At 55.1% G+C, this 15,479-nt stretch carries 20 protein-coding genes and 5 pseudogenes; 18 read left to right on the top strand and 7 right to left on the bottom strand.

Annotated features, from left to right (window positions below):
• Window positions 1–108: 108 nt before the first annotated feature.
• Entirely contained in the window at window positions 109–843 is a 735-nt protein-coding gene (locus M1E86_RS20420; protein WP_042849100.1) for a hypothetical protein, read from the top strand.
• Between the two features lie 36 nt (window positions 844–879).
• Here the strand turns inward: M1E86_RS20420 and M1E86_RS20415 are convergent, their stop codons facing one another.
• Together M1E86_RS20415 and merR (M1E86_RS20410) are read right to left on the bottom strand one after the other, a co-directional pair.
• Complete coding sequence (locus tag M1E86_RS20415) at window positions 880–1,620, bottom strand: SDR family NAD(P)-dependent oxidoreductase (RefSeq protein WP_241017482.1); 741 nt, start codon at window positions 1,618–1,620, stop codon at window positions 880–882.
• 44 nt (window positions 1,621–1,664) lie between these two features.
• Window positions 1,665–2,120, bottom strand: coding sequence for an Hg(II)-responsive transcriptional regulator (gene merR, locus M1E86_RS20410; protein ID WP_001166628.1), 456 nt, complete (start codon window positions 2,118–2,120; stop codon window positions 1,665–1,667).
• Window positions 2,121–2,191: 71 nt separating this feature from the next.
• Between merR (M1E86_RS20410) and merT the strand changes: the two genes are divergently transcribed.
• The 8 genes and pseudogenes from merT to M1E86_RS20370 form a co-directional block, all read left to right on the top strand.
• Complete coding sequence (gene merT, locus M1E86_RS20405; protein WP_001294656.1) at window positions 2,192–2,557, top strand: mercuric ion transporter MerT; 366 nt, start codon at window positions 2,192–2,194, stop codon at window positions 2,555–2,557.
• A gap of 15 nt (window positions 2,558–2,572) precedes the next feature.
• The gene (gene merP, locus M1E86_RS20400) at window positions 2,573–2,848 is read left to right on the top strand and encodes a mercury resistance system periplasmic binding protein MerP (protein WP_000732275.1); all 276 of its coding nucleotides are present in this window, start codon (window positions 2,573–2,575) and stop codon (window positions 2,846–2,848) included.
• Window positions 2,849–2,875: 27 nt separating this feature from the next.
• Complete coding sequence (gene merC, locus M1E86_RS20395) at window positions 2,876–3,301, top strand: organomercurial transporter MerC (RefSeq protein WP_000522996.1); 426 nt, start codon at window positions 2,876–2,878, stop codon at window positions 3,299–3,301.
• Window positions 3,302–3,339: 38 nt separating this feature from the next.
• Window positions 3,340–5,025: a mercury(II) reductase gene (gene merA / locus M1E86_RS20390; protein ID WP_000209296.1), complete on the top strand. Its 1,686-nt coding sequence runs from the start codon at window positions 3,340–3,342 to the stop codon at window positions 5,023–5,025.
• A 17-nt stretch (window positions 5,026–5,042) separates the two neighbouring features.
• Window positions 5,043–5,408, top strand: a complete 366-nt coding sequence (merD, locus tag M1E86_RS20385) for a mercury resistance co-regulator MerD (protein WP_001277466.1) — start codon at window positions 5,043–5,045, stop codon at window positions 5,406–5,408.
• Window positions 5,405–5,641 carry a broad-spectrum mercury transporter MerE gene (gene merE / locus M1E86_RS20380; protein WP_001087807.1) on the top strand — a complete coding sequence of 79 codons (237 nt, stop codon included), beginning with the start codon at window positions 5,405–5,407 and terminating at the stop codon, window positions 5,639–5,641. Before merD (M1E86_RS20385) ends, merE (M1E86_RS20380) begins: the two co-directional genes overlap by 4 nt.
• Before the next feature lie 65 nt (window positions 5,642–5,706).
• Window positions 5,707–5,919, top strand: a complete 213-nt coding sequence (locus M1E86_RS20375) for a DUF3330 domain-containing protein (RefSeq protein WP_000993245.1) — start codon at window positions 5,707–5,709, stop codon at window positions 5,917–5,919.
• Between the two features lie 32 nt (window positions 5,920–5,951).
• Window positions 5,952–6,017, top strand: a pseudogene (locus M1E86_RS20370) (EAL domain-containing protein); the annotation flags it as partial.
• Window positions 6,018–6,156: 139 nt separating this feature from the next.
• On the opposite strand, the pseudogene M1E86_RS20365 reads toward M1E86_RS20370, so the two are convergent.
• Window positions 6,157–6,522 (bottom strand): annotated as a pseudogene (locus M1E86_RS20365) (DDE-type integrase/transposase/recombinase); the annotation flags it as partial.
• Between the two features lie 98 nt (window positions 6,523–6,620).
• Between M1E86_RS20365 and M1E86_RS20360 the strand changes: the two are divergent.
• Complete coding sequence (locus M1E86_RS20360) at window positions 6,621–7,829, top strand: IS4-like element ISVsa5 family transposase (protein ID WP_001352368.1); 1,209 nt, start codon at window positions 6,621–6,623, stop codon at window positions 7,827–7,829.
• 15 nt (window positions 7,830–7,844) lie between these two features.
• Here M1E86_RS20360 and M1E86_RS20355 read toward each other — a convergent pair.
• A pseudogene (locus tag M1E86_RS20355) lies at window positions 7,845–7,964 on the bottom strand (LysR family transcriptional regulator); the annotation flags it as partial.
• Window positions 7,965–8,194: 230 nt separating this feature from the next.
• Window positions 8,195–8,902: pseudogene (gene gltS / locus M1E86_RS20350) on the bottom strand (sodium/glutamate symporter); the annotation flags it as partial.
• A 99-nt stretch (window positions 8,903–9,001) separates the two neighbouring features.
• Here gltS and tet(B) point away from each other — a divergent pair.
• Window positions 9,002–10,207, top strand: coding sequence for a tetracycline efflux MFS transporter Tet(B) (gene tet(B) / locus M1E86_RS20345; RefSeq protein WP_001089072.1), 1,206 nt, complete (start codon window positions 9,002–9,004; stop codon window positions 10,205–10,207).
• A gap of 112 nt (window positions 10,208–10,319) precedes the next feature.
• Here the strand turns inward: tet(B) and M1E86_RS20340 are convergent.
• A pseudogene (locus M1E86_RS20340) lies at window positions 10,320–10,637 on the bottom strand (tetracyline resistance-associated transcriptional repressor TetC); the annotation flags it as partial.
• A 42-nt stretch (window positions 10,638–10,679) separates the two neighbouring features.
• On the opposite strand from M1E86_RS20340, the gene M1E86_RS20335 reads away from it, so the two are divergent.
• Window positions 10,680–11,377 (top strand): IS1-like element IS1B family transposase gene (locus tag M1E86_RS20335; RefSeq protein ID WP_095033700.1). Its coding sequence is split into 2 segments (ribosomal slippage): window positions 10,680–10,929 and window positions 10,929–11,377, totalling 699 coding nucleotides; the frame shifts between segments, so codons are not numbered across the junction.
• 106 nt (window positions 11,378–11,483) lie between these two features.
• Here M1E86_RS20335 and merR (M1E86_RS20330) read toward each other — a convergent pair.
• Complete coding sequence (merR, locus tag M1E86_RS20330) at window positions 11,484–11,918, bottom strand: Hg(II)-responsive transcriptional regulator (RefSeq protein ID WP_000429836.1); 435 nt, start codon at window positions 11,916–11,918, stop codon at window positions 11,484–11,486.
• Between the two features lie 71 nt (window positions 11,919–11,989).
• Here merR (M1E86_RS20330) and M1E86_RS20325 point away from each other — a divergent pair, with 71 nt between their 5' ends.
• The 6 genes from M1E86_RS20325 to merE (M1E86_RS20300) are packed head-to-tail and all read left to right on the top strand — an operon-like array spanning window position 11,990 to window position 15,446.
• Window positions 11,990–12,340, top strand: coding sequence for a mercuric transport protein MerT (locus M1E86_RS20325; RefSeq protein ID WP_001294663.1), 351 nt, complete (start codon window positions 11,990–11,992; stop codon window positions 12,338–12,340).
• 13 nt (window positions 12,341–12,353) lie between these two features.
• Window positions 12,354–12,629 (top strand): mercury resistance system periplasmic binding protein MerP, encoded by a 276-nt coding sequence (gene merP, locus M1E86_RS20320; protein ID WP_000732292.1) that lies wholly within the window; start codon window positions 12,354–12,356, stop codon window positions 12,627–12,629.
• Between the two features lie 35 nt (window positions 12,630–12,664).
• Window positions 12,665–13,087 (top strand): organomercurial transporter MerC, encoded by a 423-nt coding sequence (gene merC / locus M1E86_RS20315; protein ID WP_001340589.1) that lies wholly within the window; start codon window positions 12,665–12,667, stop codon window positions 13,085–13,087.
• A gap of 51 nt (window positions 13,088–13,138) precedes the next feature.
• The gene (gene merA, locus M1E86_RS20310) at window positions 13,139–14,833 is read left to right on the top strand and encodes a mercury(II) reductase (protein ID WP_000105636.1); all 1,695 of its coding nucleotides are present in this window, start codon (window positions 13,139–13,141) and stop codon (window positions 14,831–14,833) included.
• 17 nt (window positions 14,834–14,850) lie between these two features.
• Complete coding sequence (gene merD, locus M1E86_RS20305; protein WP_001277456.1) at window positions 14,851–15,213, top strand: mercury resistance co-regulator MerD; 363 nt, start codon at window positions 14,851–14,853, stop codon at window positions 15,211–15,213.
• Entirely contained in the window at window positions 15,210–15,446 is a 237-nt protein-coding gene (gene merE, locus M1E86_RS20300; RefSeq protein ID WP_000993386.1) for a broad-spectrum mercury transporter MerE, read from the top strand. The genes merD (M1E86_RS20305) and merE (M1E86_RS20300) overlap by 4 nt, the downstream gene beginning before the upstream one ends.
• Window positions 15,447–15,479 lie beyond the last annotated feature (33 nt).

The raw sequence follows: 15,479 nt of genomic DNA, 5'->3' as shown, positions 1-15,479 counted from the left end.
GCACTGGGTATAGCGAATATTTAAGGTCCTCGTTTTGATGCCCTTTTCTGTACTCCGGTTTTCACGTCAATGTTATGGTTTTCAAAATTCATAATGAGGACTGCTTTGATGAAGAAAACAATGCTGGTTTTGCTGGTTGGCTTAGCTAATTCAACGATGGCACAAGCCAGTTTCACGATCCTTGAGGATGCCGACACGCAAGCCTATGAATCACCCAATTATGATGGCGGCCTCTATGGATCCAACGTACAGGATAATCTTCCGAAGCCGCCTGCCACTGAAGAAAAGCCAGAACCGGAACCGATCCACTCTGTTGATGTTGGTCAATTTAGCGTCGCGGGCATCCGCCTGGGAATGGATTTGAATGACGCGCTTGAAGCTGCGAATAAACACGCAGAGCAACGAAACATCAATGGTGTACGAACGCAAAGCCGTGATGGCAAAGTTACGGGAATGGCCTGGGCAAACAGTAATGAAGAGGTCATTGTGCAGCTGATTGATGACACTGAAGCAGCGCCAGATAAAAGCCTTGTAAAGGCTATTCGGTACACCTTCAATAACCCTGACAGTCTGGTCGCTGGCGCGATCGAAAAATACGGTGACCCCAGCACTAAATCTAATGGTAAGTTTATCTGGTGCGCCGCGAAAAGTGATGTGAAGAGTGAGTGCGATATGCGCGCCGCATGGATGCAGATTGATACCTACACGGTCAGCAGCATTGGCATTTTAGATGCAGTGGATCCAACTCTGATAAAACGCCTTAAGCAATTGCCCGTTGAAAAAGATGGCGATACAGCCGCAGAAGAGAAAGACGCTCAAGCATCGGTTTCACCTGGCCTATAAGAAAACAACCAGCCAAACGGCTGGTTGAATAACGTATTAAATACAAGAACCACCGGACGTATCGATGACCTGCCCTGTAATCCAACGACTTCGTTCTGAAGCCAAAAATGACACAACCTCGGCAATGTCGTTAGGTTTACCCACGCGTGAAAATACCGAGAATTCAGACGCCATCTTTTGAGCCTGTGCTTCGTGTAGCCAACCGCTGTTCATGTCAGTATCAACAACACCAGGGGCAACAGCATTCACCGTAATACCACGAGAGCCCAATTCGCGTGCCAGCGATAACGTGAGCGTATTTATCGCACCCTTAGATGCCGCATAAATAGCTCGTTGGGGATCGGCAACTCGGGTTAAAACCGTCGATACGTTGATGATGCGCCCTGCTACATTAATGTGTGGTATCGCTGCTTTTAGTAAGAAAAACGGCGCTTCAACGTTGATAGACATGACTGTATTATAAATAGCAGGCTCAGTTTCAGTAATTGAAGCAGAAGGCGCGACACCGGCACAGTTAACCAGAATATCAATCCCTTGATAACCTTTTTCCTGAATGCGCTGGAAGAATTTCTGCCAAAGCTGGGATGCTTCCTGCCCTGCATGACTTGCAAAGTCCGCAGTAAAGACATCGGCATCGGCACCCAGCTGGTGGACCTCGTGAATGACAGATTTTGCCGCCTCCTGGTCTTTACCGCAATGGATCCCTACGTAGGACACGCCCATTTTAGCTAACGTCAGCACTATCTCACGCCCTATCCCCCTTGAGCCTCCCGTCACTAAAGCTACTTGGGGTCGTCTCAGAATTCGGAAAATAAAGCACGCTAAGGCGTAGTCACCCCGTGACTCCCCCGCGCCGATGCAGCGAGCTTCGTTCCGTCTTGCAGTGACGCAATCAGCGGGCAGGAAACGTTCCCTTTCCGCGCATGGCAGGCGCACACCAGTTCAGACAGCACGGCCTCCATGCGTGCCAAGTCGGCCATCTTCTCGCGCACATCCTTGAGCTTGTGCTCGGCCAGGCCGCTGGCTTCCTCGCAATGGGTGCCATCCTCCAGCCGCAGTAGCTCGGCGATTTCGTCCAGGCTAAAGCCCAGCCGCTGGGCCGATTTCACGAACCGCACTCGTGTTACATCCGCCTCGCCATAGCGGCGAATGCTGCCATAGGGCTTGTCTGGCTCCGGCAGCAGGCCCTTGCGCTGGTAGAACCGGATGGTCTCCACATTGACCCCGGCCGCCTTGGCAAAAACGCCAATGGTCAGATTCTCAAAATTAATTTGCATATCGCTTGACTCCGTACATAACTACGGAAGTAAGCTTAAGCTATCCAAACCAAATTTGAAAGGACAAGCGTATGTCTGAACCACAAAAGTCTGAACCACAAAACGGGCGCGGCGCGCTCTTCGCCGGTGGGCTGGCCGCCATTCTTGCGTCGGCCTGCTGCCTGGGGCCGCTGGTTTTGATCGCCTTGGGGTTCAGCGGGGCATGGATCGGCAACCTGACGGTGCTGGAACCCTATCGCCCGATCTTCATCGGCGCAGCGCTGGTCGCGCTGTTTTTCGCCTGGCGGCGCATCTACCGCCCGGCGCAAGCCTGCAAACCGGGTGAGGTCTGCGCGATTCCCCAAGTGCGAGCTACTTACAAGCTCATTTTCTGGATCGTGGCCGCGCTGGTCCTGGTCTCGCTCGGATTTCCCTACGTCATGCCATTTTTCTATTAATCACAGGAGTTCATCATGAAAAAACTGTTTGCCGCCCTCGCCCTCGCTGCCGTTGTTGCCCCCGTGTGGGCCGCCACCCAGACCGTCACGCTGTCCGTGCCTGGCATGACCTGCGCCTCTTGCCCGATCACTGTCAAGCACGCGCTTTCCAAGGTTGAGGGCGTGAGCAAGACCGACGTAAGTTTCGACAAGCGCCAGGCCGTCGTCACCTTCGACGATGCCAAGACCAACGTCCAGAAGTTGACCAAGGCGACCGAGGACGCGGGCTATCCGTCCAGCCTCAAACGCTGATCCGTTAACCGAACTCGGGAGCGACACATGGGACTCATCACGCGCATCGCTGGCAAAACCGGCGCGCTCGGCAGCGTCGTTTCCGCGATGGGCTGCGCCGCCTGTTTTCCTGCCATCGCCAGCTTTGGCGCGGCCATCGGACTGGGCTTCTTGAGCCAGTACGAGGGGCTATTCATTGGCATCCTGCTGCCGATGTTCGCCGGCATCGCGTTACTCGCCAATGCTATCGCTTGGCTCAATCATCGACAGTGGCGACGCACGGCGCTCGGCACGATAGGCCCGATCTTGGTGCTGGCAGCGGTGTTTTTAATGCGGGCTTACGGCTGGCAGAGCGGTGGACTGCTCTATGTCGGCCTGGCCTTGATGGTTGGGGTGTCGGTCTGGGATTTCATCTCGCCAGCACATCGCCGCTGCGGGCCGGACAGCTGTGAATTGCCAGAACAACGTGGCTGACGGCAACAGCCGTAGCCACCACAGAAAAGGAAAAATACATGACCACCCTGAAAATCACCGGGATGACCTGCGACTCGTGCGCGGCTCACGTCAAGGAAGCCTTGGAGAAAGTGCCCGGCGTGCAATCGGCGCTGGTGTCCTATCCGAAGGGCACAGCGCAACTCGCCATTGAGGCGGGCACGTCATCGGATGCGCTGACTACCGCCGTGGCCGGACTGGGCTACGAGGCAACGCTTGCCGATGCGCCACCGACGGACAACCGCGCCGGCCTGCTCGACAAGATGCGCGGCTGGATAGGGGCCGCTGATAAGCCCAGTGGCAACGAACGCCCGTTGCAGGTCGTCGTCATTGGTAGCGGTGGAGCCGCGATGGCGGCAGCACTGAAGGCCGTCGAGCAAGGCGCGCAGGTCACGCTGATTGAGCGCGGCACCATCGGCGGCACCTGCGTCAACGTCGGTTGTGTGCCGTCCAAGATCATGATCCGCGCCGCCCACATCGCCCATCTGCGCCGGGAAAGCCCATTCGACGGCGGCATGCCACCCACACCGCCGACGATCTTGCGCGAGCGGCTGCTGGCCCAGCAGCAGGCCCGTGTCGAAGAACTCCGTCATGCCAAGTACGAAGGCATCCTGGACGGCAATTCAGCCATCACCGTTCTGCACGGTGAAGCGCGTTTCAAGGACGACCAGAGCCTTATCGTTAGTTTGAACGAGGGTGGCGAGCGCGTCGTGATGTTCGACCGCTGCCTGGTCGCCACGGGTGCCAGCCCGGCGGTCCCGCCGATTCCGGGCTTGAAAGAGTCACCCTACTGGACTTCCACCGAGGCCCTGGCGAGCGACACCATTCCCGAACGCCTTGCCGTAATCGGCTCGTCGGTGGTGGCGCTGGAGCTGGCGCAAGCCTTTGCCCGGCTGGGCAGCAAGGTCACGGCCCTGGCGCGCAATACCTTGTTCTTCCGTGAAGACCCGGCCATCGGCGAGGCGGTGACAGCCGCTTTCCGTGCCGAAGGCATCGAGGTGCTGGAGCACACGCAAGCCAGCCAGGTCGCCCATATGGACGGTGAATTCGTGCTGACCACCACGCACGGTGAATTGCGCGCCGACAAGCTGCTGGTCGCCACCGGCCGGACACCGAACACGCGCAGCCTGGCATTGGAAGCGGCGGGGGTAGCCGTCAATGCGCAGGGGGCCATCGTCATCGACAAGGGCATGCGCACCAGTAGCCCGAACATCTACGCGGCCGGCGACTGCACCGACCAGCCGCAGTTCGTCTATGTGGCGGCAGCGGCCGGCACTCGTGCGGCGATCAACATGACTGGCGGCGATGCGGCCCTGGACCTGACCGCAATGCCGGCCGTGGTGTTCACCGACCCGCAGGTCGCCACCGTGGGCTACAGCGAGGCGGAAGCACATCACGACGGGATCGAGACCGACAGTCGCCTGCTAACACTGGATAACGTGCCGCGTGCGCTTGCCAACTTCGACACACGCGGCTTCATCAAGCTGGTCATCGAGGAAGGTAGCGGACGGCTCATCGGCGTGCAAGCGGTGGCCCCGGAAGCGGGTGAACTGATCCAGACGGCGGTGCTCGCCATTCGCAACCGTATGACCGTGCAGGAACTGGCCGACCAATTGTTCCCCTACCTGACCATGGTCGAAGGGCTGAAGCTCGCGGCGCAGACCTTCAGCAAGGACGTGAAGCAGCTTTCGTGCTGCGCCGGATGAGGAAAAGGAGGTGTTCAATGAGCGCCTACACAGTGTCCCGGCTGGCCCTTGATGCCGGGGTGAGCGTGCATATCGTGCGCGACTACCTGCTGCGCGGATTGCTACGGCCGGTCGCGTACACCACGGGCGGCTACGGCTTGTTCGATGACACCGCGTTGCAACGGCTGCGCTTTGTACGGGCTGCCTTCGAAGCGGGTATCGGCCTGGACGCACTGGCGCGGCTGTGCCGGGCGCTGGATGCTGCGGACGGTGACGGTGCGTCTGCGCAGCTTGCCGTGTTGCGGCAACTCGTCGAGCGTCGGCGCGAGGCCCTGGCCAGCCTCGAAATGCAACTGGCCGCCATGCCAACCGAACCGGCACAGCACGCGGAGAGTCTGCCATGAACAGCCCAGAGCACTTGCCGTCTGAGACGCACAAACCGATCACCGGCTACTTGTGGGGCGCGCTGGCCGTGCTCACCTGTCCCTGCCATTTGCCGATTCTCGCCATTGTGCTAGCCGGCACGACGGCCGGCGCGTTCATCGGGGAGCACTGGGGTATTGCAGCCCTCACGCTGACCGGCTTGTTTGTCCTGTCTGTGACGCGGCTGCTGCGGGCCTTCAAGGGAAGATCATGACCGCTTCCCAGCCAGCCGAGAGTGGGCAGCTTTGAGCTTCGCTACCAATCTGGAGGAGTACCACCATGAACGCAAACGCCCCGAACACTGCCAGTTGCACCACCTGCTGCGTATGCTGCAAAGAAATTCCGCTCGATGCCGCCTTCACCCCGGAAGGCGCGGAATACGTCGAACATTTCTGCGGGCTGGATTGCTATGAACGCTTCCAGGCACGCGCCAAGGCCGCGACAGAATCTGACATTGCGCCTGTCCCTGGCGGTTCGCAGCCGTCAGATTGAGGCATACCCTAACTTGATGTCAGATGCCATGTGTCATTTTCAGAAGACGACTGCACCAGTTGATTGGGCGTAATGGCTGTTGTGCAGCCAGCTCCTGACAGTTCAATATCAGAAGTGATCTGCACCAATCTCGACTATGCTCAATACTCGTGTGCACCAAAGCGAGGTGAGCATGGCGACGGAGGCTCTGTTGCAAAGATTGGCGGCAGTCAGAGGTAGGCTGTCGCTCTGCGCCGATCAGGCGGCTGCTGCGAAATGGTGGTTGAGCATGCCCATGGCCTCCGTCAGCGCCGAGGGCCCAATGCCAAAAGCTCTCTCCACAAGGCGCACCTCGCCCCTGATGCCGGGCTGCAGGCACCAGGGGCGAGCCTGTCCTTTGCGCAGGGCTCGCATGACTTCGAATCCCTTGATCGTGGCATAGGCCGTGGGGATCGATTTGAAACCGCGCACCGGCTTGATCAGTATCTTGAGCTTTCCGTGATCGGCCTCGATCACGTTATTGAGATACTTCACCTGCCGGTGGGCCGTCTCCCGGTCCAGCTTTCCTTCGCGCTTCAATTCGGTGATCGCTGCACCATAGCTCGGCGCTTTGTCCTGATGAATCCCCTAATGATTTTTATCAAAATCATTAAGTTAAGGTAGATACACATCTTGTCATATGATCAAATGGTTTCGCCAAAAATCAATAATCAGACAACAAAATGTGCGAACTCGATATTTTACACGACTCTCTTTACCAATTCTGCCCCGAATTACACTTAAAACGACTCAACAGCTTAACGTTGGCTTGCCACGCCTTACTTGACTGTAAAACTCTCACTCTTACCGAACTTGGCCGTAACCTGCCAACCAAAGCGAGAACAAAACATAACATCAAACGAATCGACCGATTGTTAGGTAATCGTCACCTCCACAAAGAGCGACTCGCTGTATACCGTTGGCATGCTAGCTTTATCTGTTCGGGCAATACGATGCCCATTGTACTTGTTGACTGGTCTGATATCCGTGAGCAAAAACGGCTTATGGTATTGCGAGCTTCAGTCGCACTACACGGTCGTTCTGTTACTCTTTATGAGAAAGCGTTCCCGCTTTCAGAGCAATGTTCAAAGAAAGCTCATGACCAATTTCTAGCCGACCTTGCGAGCATTCTACCGAGTAACACCACACCGCTCATTGTCAGTGATGCTGGCTTTAAAGTGCCATGGTATAAATCCGTTGAGAAGCTGGGTTGGTACTGGTTAAGTCGAGTAAGAGGAAAAGTACAATATGCAGACCTAGGAGCGGAAAACTGGAAACCTATCAGCAACTTACATGATATGTCATCTAGTCACTCAAAGACTTTAGGCTATAAGAGGCTGACTAAAAGCAATCCAATCTCATGCCAAATTCTATTGTATAAATCTCGCTCTAAAGGCCGAAAAAATCAGCGCTCGACACGGACTCATTGTCACCACCCGTCACCTAAAATCTACTCAGCGTCGGCAAAGGAGCCATGGATTCTAGCAACTAACTTACCTGTTGAAATTCGAACACCCAAACAACTTGTTAATATCTATTCGAAGCGAATGCAGATTGAAGAAACCTTCCGAGACTTGAAAAGTCCTGCCTACGGACTAGGCCTACGCCATAGCCGAACGAGCAGCTCAGAGCGTTTTGATATCATGCTGCTAATCGCCCTGATGCTTCAACTAACATGTTGGCTTGCGGGCGTTCATGCTCAGAAACAAGGTTGGGACAAGCACTTCCAGGCTAACACAGTCAGAAATCGAAACGTACTCTCAACAGTTCGCTTAGGCATGGAAGTTTTGCGGCATTCTGGCTACACAATAACAAGGGAAGACTCACTCGTGGCTGCAACCCTGCTTACTCAAAATCTATTCACACATGGTTACGTTTTGGGGAAATTATGAGGGGATCTCTCAGTGCTCAGCATGTTTGAGTGCTTTACTCGCCGCGGGTTGAGAAATATGTAAAACTTCAGCCGCACGCGTTAAGGAACCACAAGTCATTACAGCATAAAAGATATCGAGATGTCTTAATTTCATTCCATGTAGCCTACTGATTATTTATTTCTACGGACTATTCTAACGAATAAAGTATAAATAATCAGATATACTCGTCATAATTCAAATTTTGGTTTAGTTGTCACGAGAATTAATTCGTAAACGTGCAAGCTAAATAGATTGACTAGGGGAATATACGGGGTAAGAAAGCGGCTCGGCATACTGCCCTATAATAAATTGTTAGGAGAAGTACGCCGAGTAGTGTGTAGCTATTAGGTAAAGTATGTACCAATTTCAATAAATATTTTAATTAAGATACTGTTTGAAATATCAACAATAAAGGCACCGACCATAGGAACGACAAGGAAAGCTTTATGTGATGGTCCAAATGCTTTTGTGACTGTTTGCATATTCGCAATTGCTGTTGGTGTTGCTCCCATACCAAAGCCACAGTGACCCGCGCTGATCACGACAGCATCATAATCTTTGCCCATCATTTTGAAGGTGACAAAGCAGGCAAATAGCACCATGACAACAGTTTGTACAGCAATGATAATTAATACTGGCCCTGCCATGCTTGCCAATTGACCAAATTTTAATGACATTAACGCCATTGCCAAGAAAAGCGATAAAGCAACGCTACCTAATACATCGACGGTCGGCTCAAACACTTCGTGTTTAAATACATGAGTCAGTGTATTACGGATAATAATACCGACAAATAAACACCAGACAAAAGTAGGCAGTTGCAGAAAAGTATCTTTAAACAATGCACTGATATAGCCACCAACAACAATACAGATAATCAGCATTGAAATGGTTTCAATAACGTTATTTGCATTGATTTTTCTTTTGACGCTTGGTTGCTCAAAAGCTTCAACGATAGTGTCGCGCTCTTGCTCGGTTGTTTTAGGAATAGAGACCTTTTTCAAAAGATGACGGGCAACAGGGCCGCCAACTAAACCACCCAACACTAATCTTTTATCTAATCTAGACATCATTAATTCCTAATTTTTGTTGACACTCTATCATTGATAGAGTTATTTTACCACTCCCTATCAGTGATAGAGAAAAGTGAAATGAATAGTTCGACAAAGATCGCATTGGTAATTACGTTACTCGATGCCATGGGGATTGGCCTTATCATGCCAGTCTTGCCAACGTTATTACGTGAATTTATTGCTTCGGAAGATATCGCTAACCACTTTGGCGTATTGCTTGCACTTTATGCGTTAATGCAGGTTATCTTTGCTCCTTGGCTTGGAAAAATGTCTGACCGATTTGGTCGGCGCCCAGTGCTGTTGTTGTCATTAATAGGCGCATCGCTGGATTACTTATTGCTGGCTTTTTCAAGTGCGCTTTGGATGCTGTATTTAGGCCGTTTGCTTTCAGGGATCACAGGAGCTACTGGGGCTGTCGCGGCATCGGTCATTGCCGATACCACCTCAGCTTCTCAACGCGTGAAGTGGTTCGGTTGGTTAGGGGCAAGTTTTGGGCTTGGTTTAATAGCGGGGCCTATTATTGGTGGTTTTGCAGGAGAGATTTCACCGCATAGTCCCTTTTTTATCGCTGCGTTGCTAAATATTGTCACTTTCCTTGTGGTTATGTTTTGGTTCCGTGAAACCAAAAATACACGTGATAATACAGATACCGAAGTAGGGGTTGAGACGCAATCGAATTCGGTATACATCACTTTATTTAAAACGATGCCCATTTTGTTGATTATTTATTTTTCAGCGCAATTGATAGGCCAAATTCCCGCAACGGTGTGGGTGCTATTTACCGAAAATCGTTTTGGATGGAATAGCATGATGGTTGGCTTTTCATTAGCGGGTCTTGGTCTTTTACACTCAGTATTCCAAGCCTTTGTGGCAGGAAGAATAGCCACTAAATGGGGCGAAAAAACGGCAGTACTGCTCGGATTTATTGCAGATAGTAGTGCATTTGCCTTTTTAGCGTTTATATCTGAAGGTTGGTTAGTTTTCCCTGTTTTAATTTTATTGGCTGGTGGTGGGATCGCTTTACCTGCATTACAGGGAGTGATGTCTATCCAAACAAAGAGTCATCAGCAAGGTGCTTTACAGGGATTATTGGTGAGCCTTACCAATGCAACCGGTGTTATTGGCCCATTACTGTTTGCTGTTATTTATAATCATTCACTACCAATTTGGGATGGCTGGATTTGGATTATTGGTTTAGCGTTTTACTGTATTATTATCCTGCTATCGATGACCTTCATGTTAACCCCTCAAGCTCAGGGGAGTAAACAGGAGACAAGTGCTTAGTTATTTCGTCACCAAATGATGTTATTCCGCGAAATATAATGACCCTCTTGATAACCCAAGAGGGCATTTTTTACGATAAAGAAGATTTAGCTTCAAATAAAACCTATCTATTTTATTTATCTTTCAAGCTCAATAAAAAGCCGCGGTAAATAGCAATAAATTGGCCTTTTTTATCGGCAAGCTCTTTTAGGTTTTTCGCATGTATTGCGATATGCATAAACCAGCCATTGAGTAAGTTTTTAAGCACATCATCATCATAAGCTTTAAGTTGTTTCTCTTGGATCAATTTGCTGACAATGGCGTTTACCTTACCAGTAATGTATTCAAGGCTAATTTTTTCAAGTTCATTCCAACCAATGATAGGCATCACTTCTTGGATAGGGATAAGGTTTTTATTATTATCAATAATATAATCAAGGTGATGCTGCCAACTTACTGATTTAGTGTATGATGGTGTTTTTGAGGTGCTCCAGTGGCTTCTGTTTCTATCAGCTGTCCCTCCTGTTCAGCTACTGACGGGGTGGTGCGTAACGGCAAAAGCACCGCCGGACATCAGCGCTATCTCTGCTCTCACTGCCGTAAAACATGGCAACTGCAGTTCACTTACACCGCTTCTCAACCCGGTACGCACCAGAAAATCATTGATATGGCCATGAATGGCGTTGGATGCCGGGCAACCGCCCGCATTATGGGCGTTGGCCTCAACACGATTTTCCGCCATTTAAAAAACTCAGGCCGCAGTCGGTAACCTCGCGCATACAGCCGGGCAGTGACGTCATCGTCTGCGCGGAAATGGACGAACAGTGGGGATACGTCGGGGCTAAATCGCGCCAGCGCTGGCTGTTTTACGCGTATGACAGGCTCCGGAAGACGGTTGTTGCGCACGTATTCGGTGAACGCACTATGGCGACGCTGGGGCGTCTTATGAGCCTGCTGTCACCCTTTGACGTGGTGATATGGATGACGGATGGCTGGCCGCTGTATGAATCCCGCCTGAAGGGAAAGCTGCACGTAATCAGCAAGCGATATACGCAGCGAATTGAGCGGCATAACCTGAATCTGAGGCAGCACCTGGCACGGCTGGGACGGAAGTCGCTGTCGTTCTCAAAATCGGTGGAGCTGCATGACAAAGTCATCGGGCATTATCTGAACATAAAACACTATCAATAAGTTGGAGTCATTACCCCCCGGACGAGTGGGAATCCATGGTAGGGATTTTTACCGAAATGGAAGAACACTATTAGGGGGCACCTCAGAAAACGGAAAATAAAGCACGCTAAGGCATAGCTGACCTTGCCAGGCCTGCTTCGCCCTGTAGTGACGCGATCAACGGGCAGGAAACATTCCCCTTTCGTGCATGGCAGGCGCACACGAGTTCAGACAGCACGGTTTCCATGCGCGCCAAGTCGGCCATCTTCTCGCGCACGTCCTTGAGCTTGTGTTCGGCCAGGCTGCTGGCCTCCTCGCAGTGGGTGCCATCGTCGAGCCGCAACAGCTCGGCAATCTCGTCCAGACTGAACCCCAGCCGCTGTGCCGATTTCACGAATTTCACCCGAACCACGTCCGCCTCCCCATAGCGGCGGATGCTGCCGTAAGGCTTGTCCGGTTCCCGCAACAGGCCCTTGCGCTGATAGAAGCGGATTGTCTCCACGTTGACCCCGGCCGCCTTGGCAAAAACGCCAATGGTCAGGTTTTCCAAATTATTTTCCATATCGCTTGACTCCGTACATGAGTACGGAAGTAAGGTTACGCTATCCAATCCAAATTCAAAAGGGCCAACGTATGTCTGAACCACAAAACGGGCGCGGTGCGCTCTTCGCCGGCGGGCTGGCCGCCATTCTTGCATCGACCTGCTGCCTGGGGCCGCTAGTACTGGTCGCCCTGGGCTTCTCCGGTGCTTGGATCGGCAACCTGACGGTGCTGGAACCCTATCGACCGTTGTTCATCGGCGCGGCGCTAGTGGCGCTGTTCTTCGCCTGGAAGCGGATTTACCGGCCCGTGCAGGCATGCAAGCCAGGTGAGGTCTGCGCGATTCCGCAGGTGCGCGCCACCTACAAGCTGATTTTCTGGATCGTGGCCGTGCTGGTCCTGGTCGCGCTTGGATTTCCCTATGTCGTTCCATTTTTCTATTAACCAGGAGTTCATCATGAAGAAACTGTTTGCCTCCCTTGCCCTCGCCGCCGCTGTTGCCCCGGTGTGGGCCGCTACCCAGACCGTCACGCTAGCGGTTCCCGGCATGACTTGCGCCGCCTGCCCGATCACAGTCAAGAAAGCGCTCTCCAAGGTCGAAGGCGTGAGCAAGGTCGATGTGGGCTTCGAGAAGCGCGAGGCCGTCGTCACTTTTGACGACACCAAGGCCAGCGTACAGAAGCTGACCAAGGCCACCGCAGACGCCGGCTATCCGTCCAGCGTCAAGCAGTGAGCCAGCAAGCCAACGACAACAGCGAGAGCCGCTTCATGGGACTGATGACACGCATTGCCGATAAAACCGGCGCGCTCGGCAGCGTCGTTTCCGCGATGGGCTGCGCCGCCTGCTTTCCAGCCCTCGCCAGCTTCGGCGCGGCCATCGGGCTGGGCTTCTTGAGCCAGTACGAGGGACTGTTCATCAGCCGCCTGCTGCCGCTGTTTGCCGCGCTGGCCTTCCTGGCGAACGCGCTGGGTTGGTTCAGTCATCGGCAATGGCTGCGCAGTCTGCTCGGCATGATCGGCCCGGCCATCGTGTTTGCGGCCACGGTCTGGCTGCTCGGCAACTGGTGGACGGCGAACCTGATGTACGTCGGCCTGGCCTTGATGATTGGGGTGTCGATCTGGGACTTCGTGTCGCCGGCGCATCGCCGTTGCGGACCGGACGGCTGCGAACTCCCCGCCAAGCGCTTGTGAAAGACGGCTGACCGTGCGACACGGCGGCCCACACGAATAAGGAACGATGGTATGAGCACTCTCAAAATCACCGGCATGACTTGCGACTCGTGCGCAGTGCATGTCAAGGACGCCCTGGAGAAAGTGCCCGGCGTGCAATCAGCGGATGTCTCCTACGCCAAGGGCAGCGCCAAGCTCGCCATTGAGGTCGGCACGTCACCCGACGCGCTGACGGCCGCTGTAGCTGGACTCGGTTATCGGGCCACGCTGGCCGATGCCCCCTCAGTTTCGACGCCGGGCGGATTGCTCGACAAGATGCGCGATCTGCTGGGCAGAAACGACAAGACGGGTAGCAGCGGCGCATTGCATATCGCCGTCATCGGCAGCGGCGGGGCCGCGATGGCAGCGGCGCTGAAGGCCGTCGAGCAAGGCGCACGTGTCACGCTGATCGAGCGCGGCACCATCGGCGGCACCTGCGTCAATGTCGGTTGTGTGCCGTCCAAGATCATGATCCGCGCCGCCCATATCGCCCATCTGCGCCGGGAAAGCCCGTTCGATGGCGGCATCGCCGCTACCACGCCGACCATCCAGCGCACGGCGCTGCTGGCCCAGCAGCAGGCCCGCGTCGATGAACTGCGCCACGCCAAGTACGAAGGCATCTTGGAGGGCAATCCGGCGATCACTGTGCTGCACGGCTCCGCCCGCTTTAAGGACAATCGCAACCTGATCGTGCAACTCAACGACGGCGGCGAGCGCGTGGTGGCATTCGACCGCTGCCTGATCGCCACCGGCGCGAGCCCGGCCGTGCCGCCGATTCCCGGCCTGAAAGACACTCCGTACTGGACTTCCACTGAAGCGCTGGTCAGCGAGACGATTCCTAAGCGCCTGGCCGTGATTGGCTCATCAGTGGTGGCGCTGGAGCTGGCGCAGGCGTTCGCCCGACTCGGAGCGAAGGTGACGATCCTGGCTCGCAGCACGCTGTTCTTCCGCGAAGACCCAGCTATAGGCGAAGCCGTCACGGCCGCATTCCGCATGGAGGGCATCGAGGTGAGGGAACACACCCAGGCCAGCCAGGTCGCGTATATCAATGGTGAAGGGGACGGCGAATTCGTGCTCACCACGGCGCACGGCGAACTGCGCGCCGACAAGCTGCTGGTCGCCACCGGCCGCGCGCCCAACACACGCAAGCTGGCACTGGATGCGACGGGCGTCACGCTCACCCCGCAAGGCGCTATCGTCATCGACCCCGGCATGCGTACAAGCGTGGAACACATCTACGCCGCAGGCGACTGCACCGACCAGCCGCAGTTCGTCTATGTGGCGGCAGCGGCCGGCACTCGCGCCGCGATCAACATGACCGGCGGTGACGCGGCCCTGAACCTGACCGCGATGCCGGCCGTGGTGTTCACCGACCCGCAAGTGGCGACCGTAGGCTACAGCGAGGCGGAAGCGCACCATGACGGCATCAAAACTGATAGTCGCACGCTAACGCTGGACAACGTGCCGCGCGCGCTCGCCAACTTCGACACGCGCGGCTTCATCAAACTGGTGGTTGAAGAAGGCAGCGGACGACTGATCGGCGTGCAGGCAGTGGCCCCGGAAGCGGGCGAACTGATCCAGACGGCCGCACTGGCGATTCGCAACCGGATGACGGTGCAGGAACTGGCCGACCAGTTGTTCCCCTACCTGACGATGGTCGAAGGGTTGAAGCTCGCGGCGCAGACCTTCAACAAGGATGTGAAGCAGCTTTCCTGCTGCGCCGGGTGAGGACAAGGAGGTGTGCGATGAGCGCCTACACGGTATCGCAACTGGCCCATAACGCTGGGGTGAGCGTACATATCGTGCGCGACTACCTGGTGCGCGGCTTGTTACGGCCGGTGGCCTGCACCACGGGCGGCTACGGCGTGTTCGACGATGCGGCCTTGCAACGGCTGTGCTTCGTGCGCGCGGCCTTCGAGGCGGGTATCGGCCTGGATGCCCTGGCGCGGCTGTGCCGTGCGCTCGACGCAGCGGACGGCGCACAAGCCGCAGCGCAGCTTGCCGTGCTGCGCCAGTTGGTCGAGCGGCGGCGCGCGGCGTTGGCCCATCTGGACGCGCAACTGGCCTCCATGCCAGCCGAGCGGGCGCACGAGGAGGCATTGCCGTGAACGCCCCTGACAAACTGCCGCCCGAGACGCGCCAACCCGTTTCCGGCTACCTGTGGGGTGCGCTGGCCGTGTTGACCTGCCCCTGCCATCTGCCGATTCTCGCCGCCGTGCTGGCCGGGACGACCGCCGGTGCCTTCCTTGGCGAGCATTGGGGTGTTGCCGCGCTCGCGCTGACCGGCTTGTTCGTTCTGGCCGTAACGCGGCTGCTGCGCGCCTTCCGGGGCGGATCATGACGAGTTCGCAGCCCGCCGGATGGACGGCGGCCG

Source organism: Providencia sp. PROV200 (assembly GCF_049901995.1).
In the GTDB taxonomy this organism is placed as follows: domain Bacteria; phylum Pseudomonadota; class Gammaproteobacteria; order Enterobacterales; family Enterobacteriaceae; genus Providencia; species Providencia rettgeri_E.
The sequence above is the reverse complement of the archived record's forward strand: the minus strand, read 5'-3'. Positions and strand labels throughout refer to the sequence as shown.

Coding starts and splice junctions, on each gene's coding strand:
- M1E86_RS20420 (WP_042849100.1), top strand. CDS start 109: ATGAAGAAAACAATGCTGGTTTTGCTGGTTGGCTTAGCTAATTCAACG.
- merR (WP_001166628.1), bottom strand. CDS start 2,120: ATGCAAATTAATTTTGAGAATCTGACCATTGGCGTTTTTGCCAAGGCG.
- merT (WP_001294656.1), top strand. CDS start 2,192: ATGTCTGAACCACAAAAGTCTGAACCACAAAACGGGCGCGGCGCGCTC.
- merP (WP_000732275.1), top strand. CDS start 2,573: ATGAAAAAACTGTTTGCCGCCCTCGCCCTCGCTGCCGTTGTTGCCCCC.
- merC (WP_000522996.1), top strand. CDS start 2,876: ATGGGACTCATCACGCGCATCGCTGGCAAAACCGGCGCGCTCGGCAGC.
- merA (WP_000209296.1), top strand. CDS start 3,340: ATGACCACCCTGAAAATCACCGGGATGACCTGCGACTCGTGCGCGGCT.
- merD (WP_001277466.1), top strand. CDS start 5,043: ATGAGCGCCTACACAGTGTCCCGGCTGGCCCTTGATGCCGGGGTGAGC.
- merE (WP_001087807.1), top strand. CDS start 5,405: ATGAACAGCCCAGAGCACTTGCCGTCTGAGACGCACAAACCGATCACC.
- M1E86_RS20375 (WP_000993245.1), top strand. CDS start 5,707: ATGAACGCAAACGCCCCGAACACTGCCAGTTGCACCACCTGCTGCGTA.
- M1E86_RS20360 (WP_001352368.1), top strand. CDS start 6,621: ATGTGCGAACTCGATATTTTACACGACTCTCTTTACCAATTCTGCCCC.
- merR (WP_000429836.1), bottom strand. CDS start 11,918: ATGGAAAATAATTTGGAAAACCTGACCATTGGCGTTTTTGCCAAGGCG.
- M1E86_RS20325 (WP_001294663.1), top strand. CDS start 11,990: ATGTCTGAACCACAAAACGGGCGCGGTGCGCTCTTCGCCGGCGGGCTG.
- merP (WP_000732292.1), top strand. CDS start 12,354: ATGAAGAAACTGTTTGCCTCCCTTGCCCTCGCCGCCGCTGTTGCCCCG.
- merC (WP_001340589.1), top strand. CDS start 12,665: ATGGGACTGATGACACGCATTGCCGATAAAACCGGCGCGCTCGGCAGC.
- merA (WP_000105636.1), top strand. CDS start 13,139: ATGAGCACTCTCAAAATCACCGGCATGACTTGCGACTCGTGCGCAGTG.
- merD (WP_001277456.1), top strand. CDS start 14,851: ATGAGCGCCTACACGGTATCGCAACTGGCCCATAACGCTGGGGTGAGC.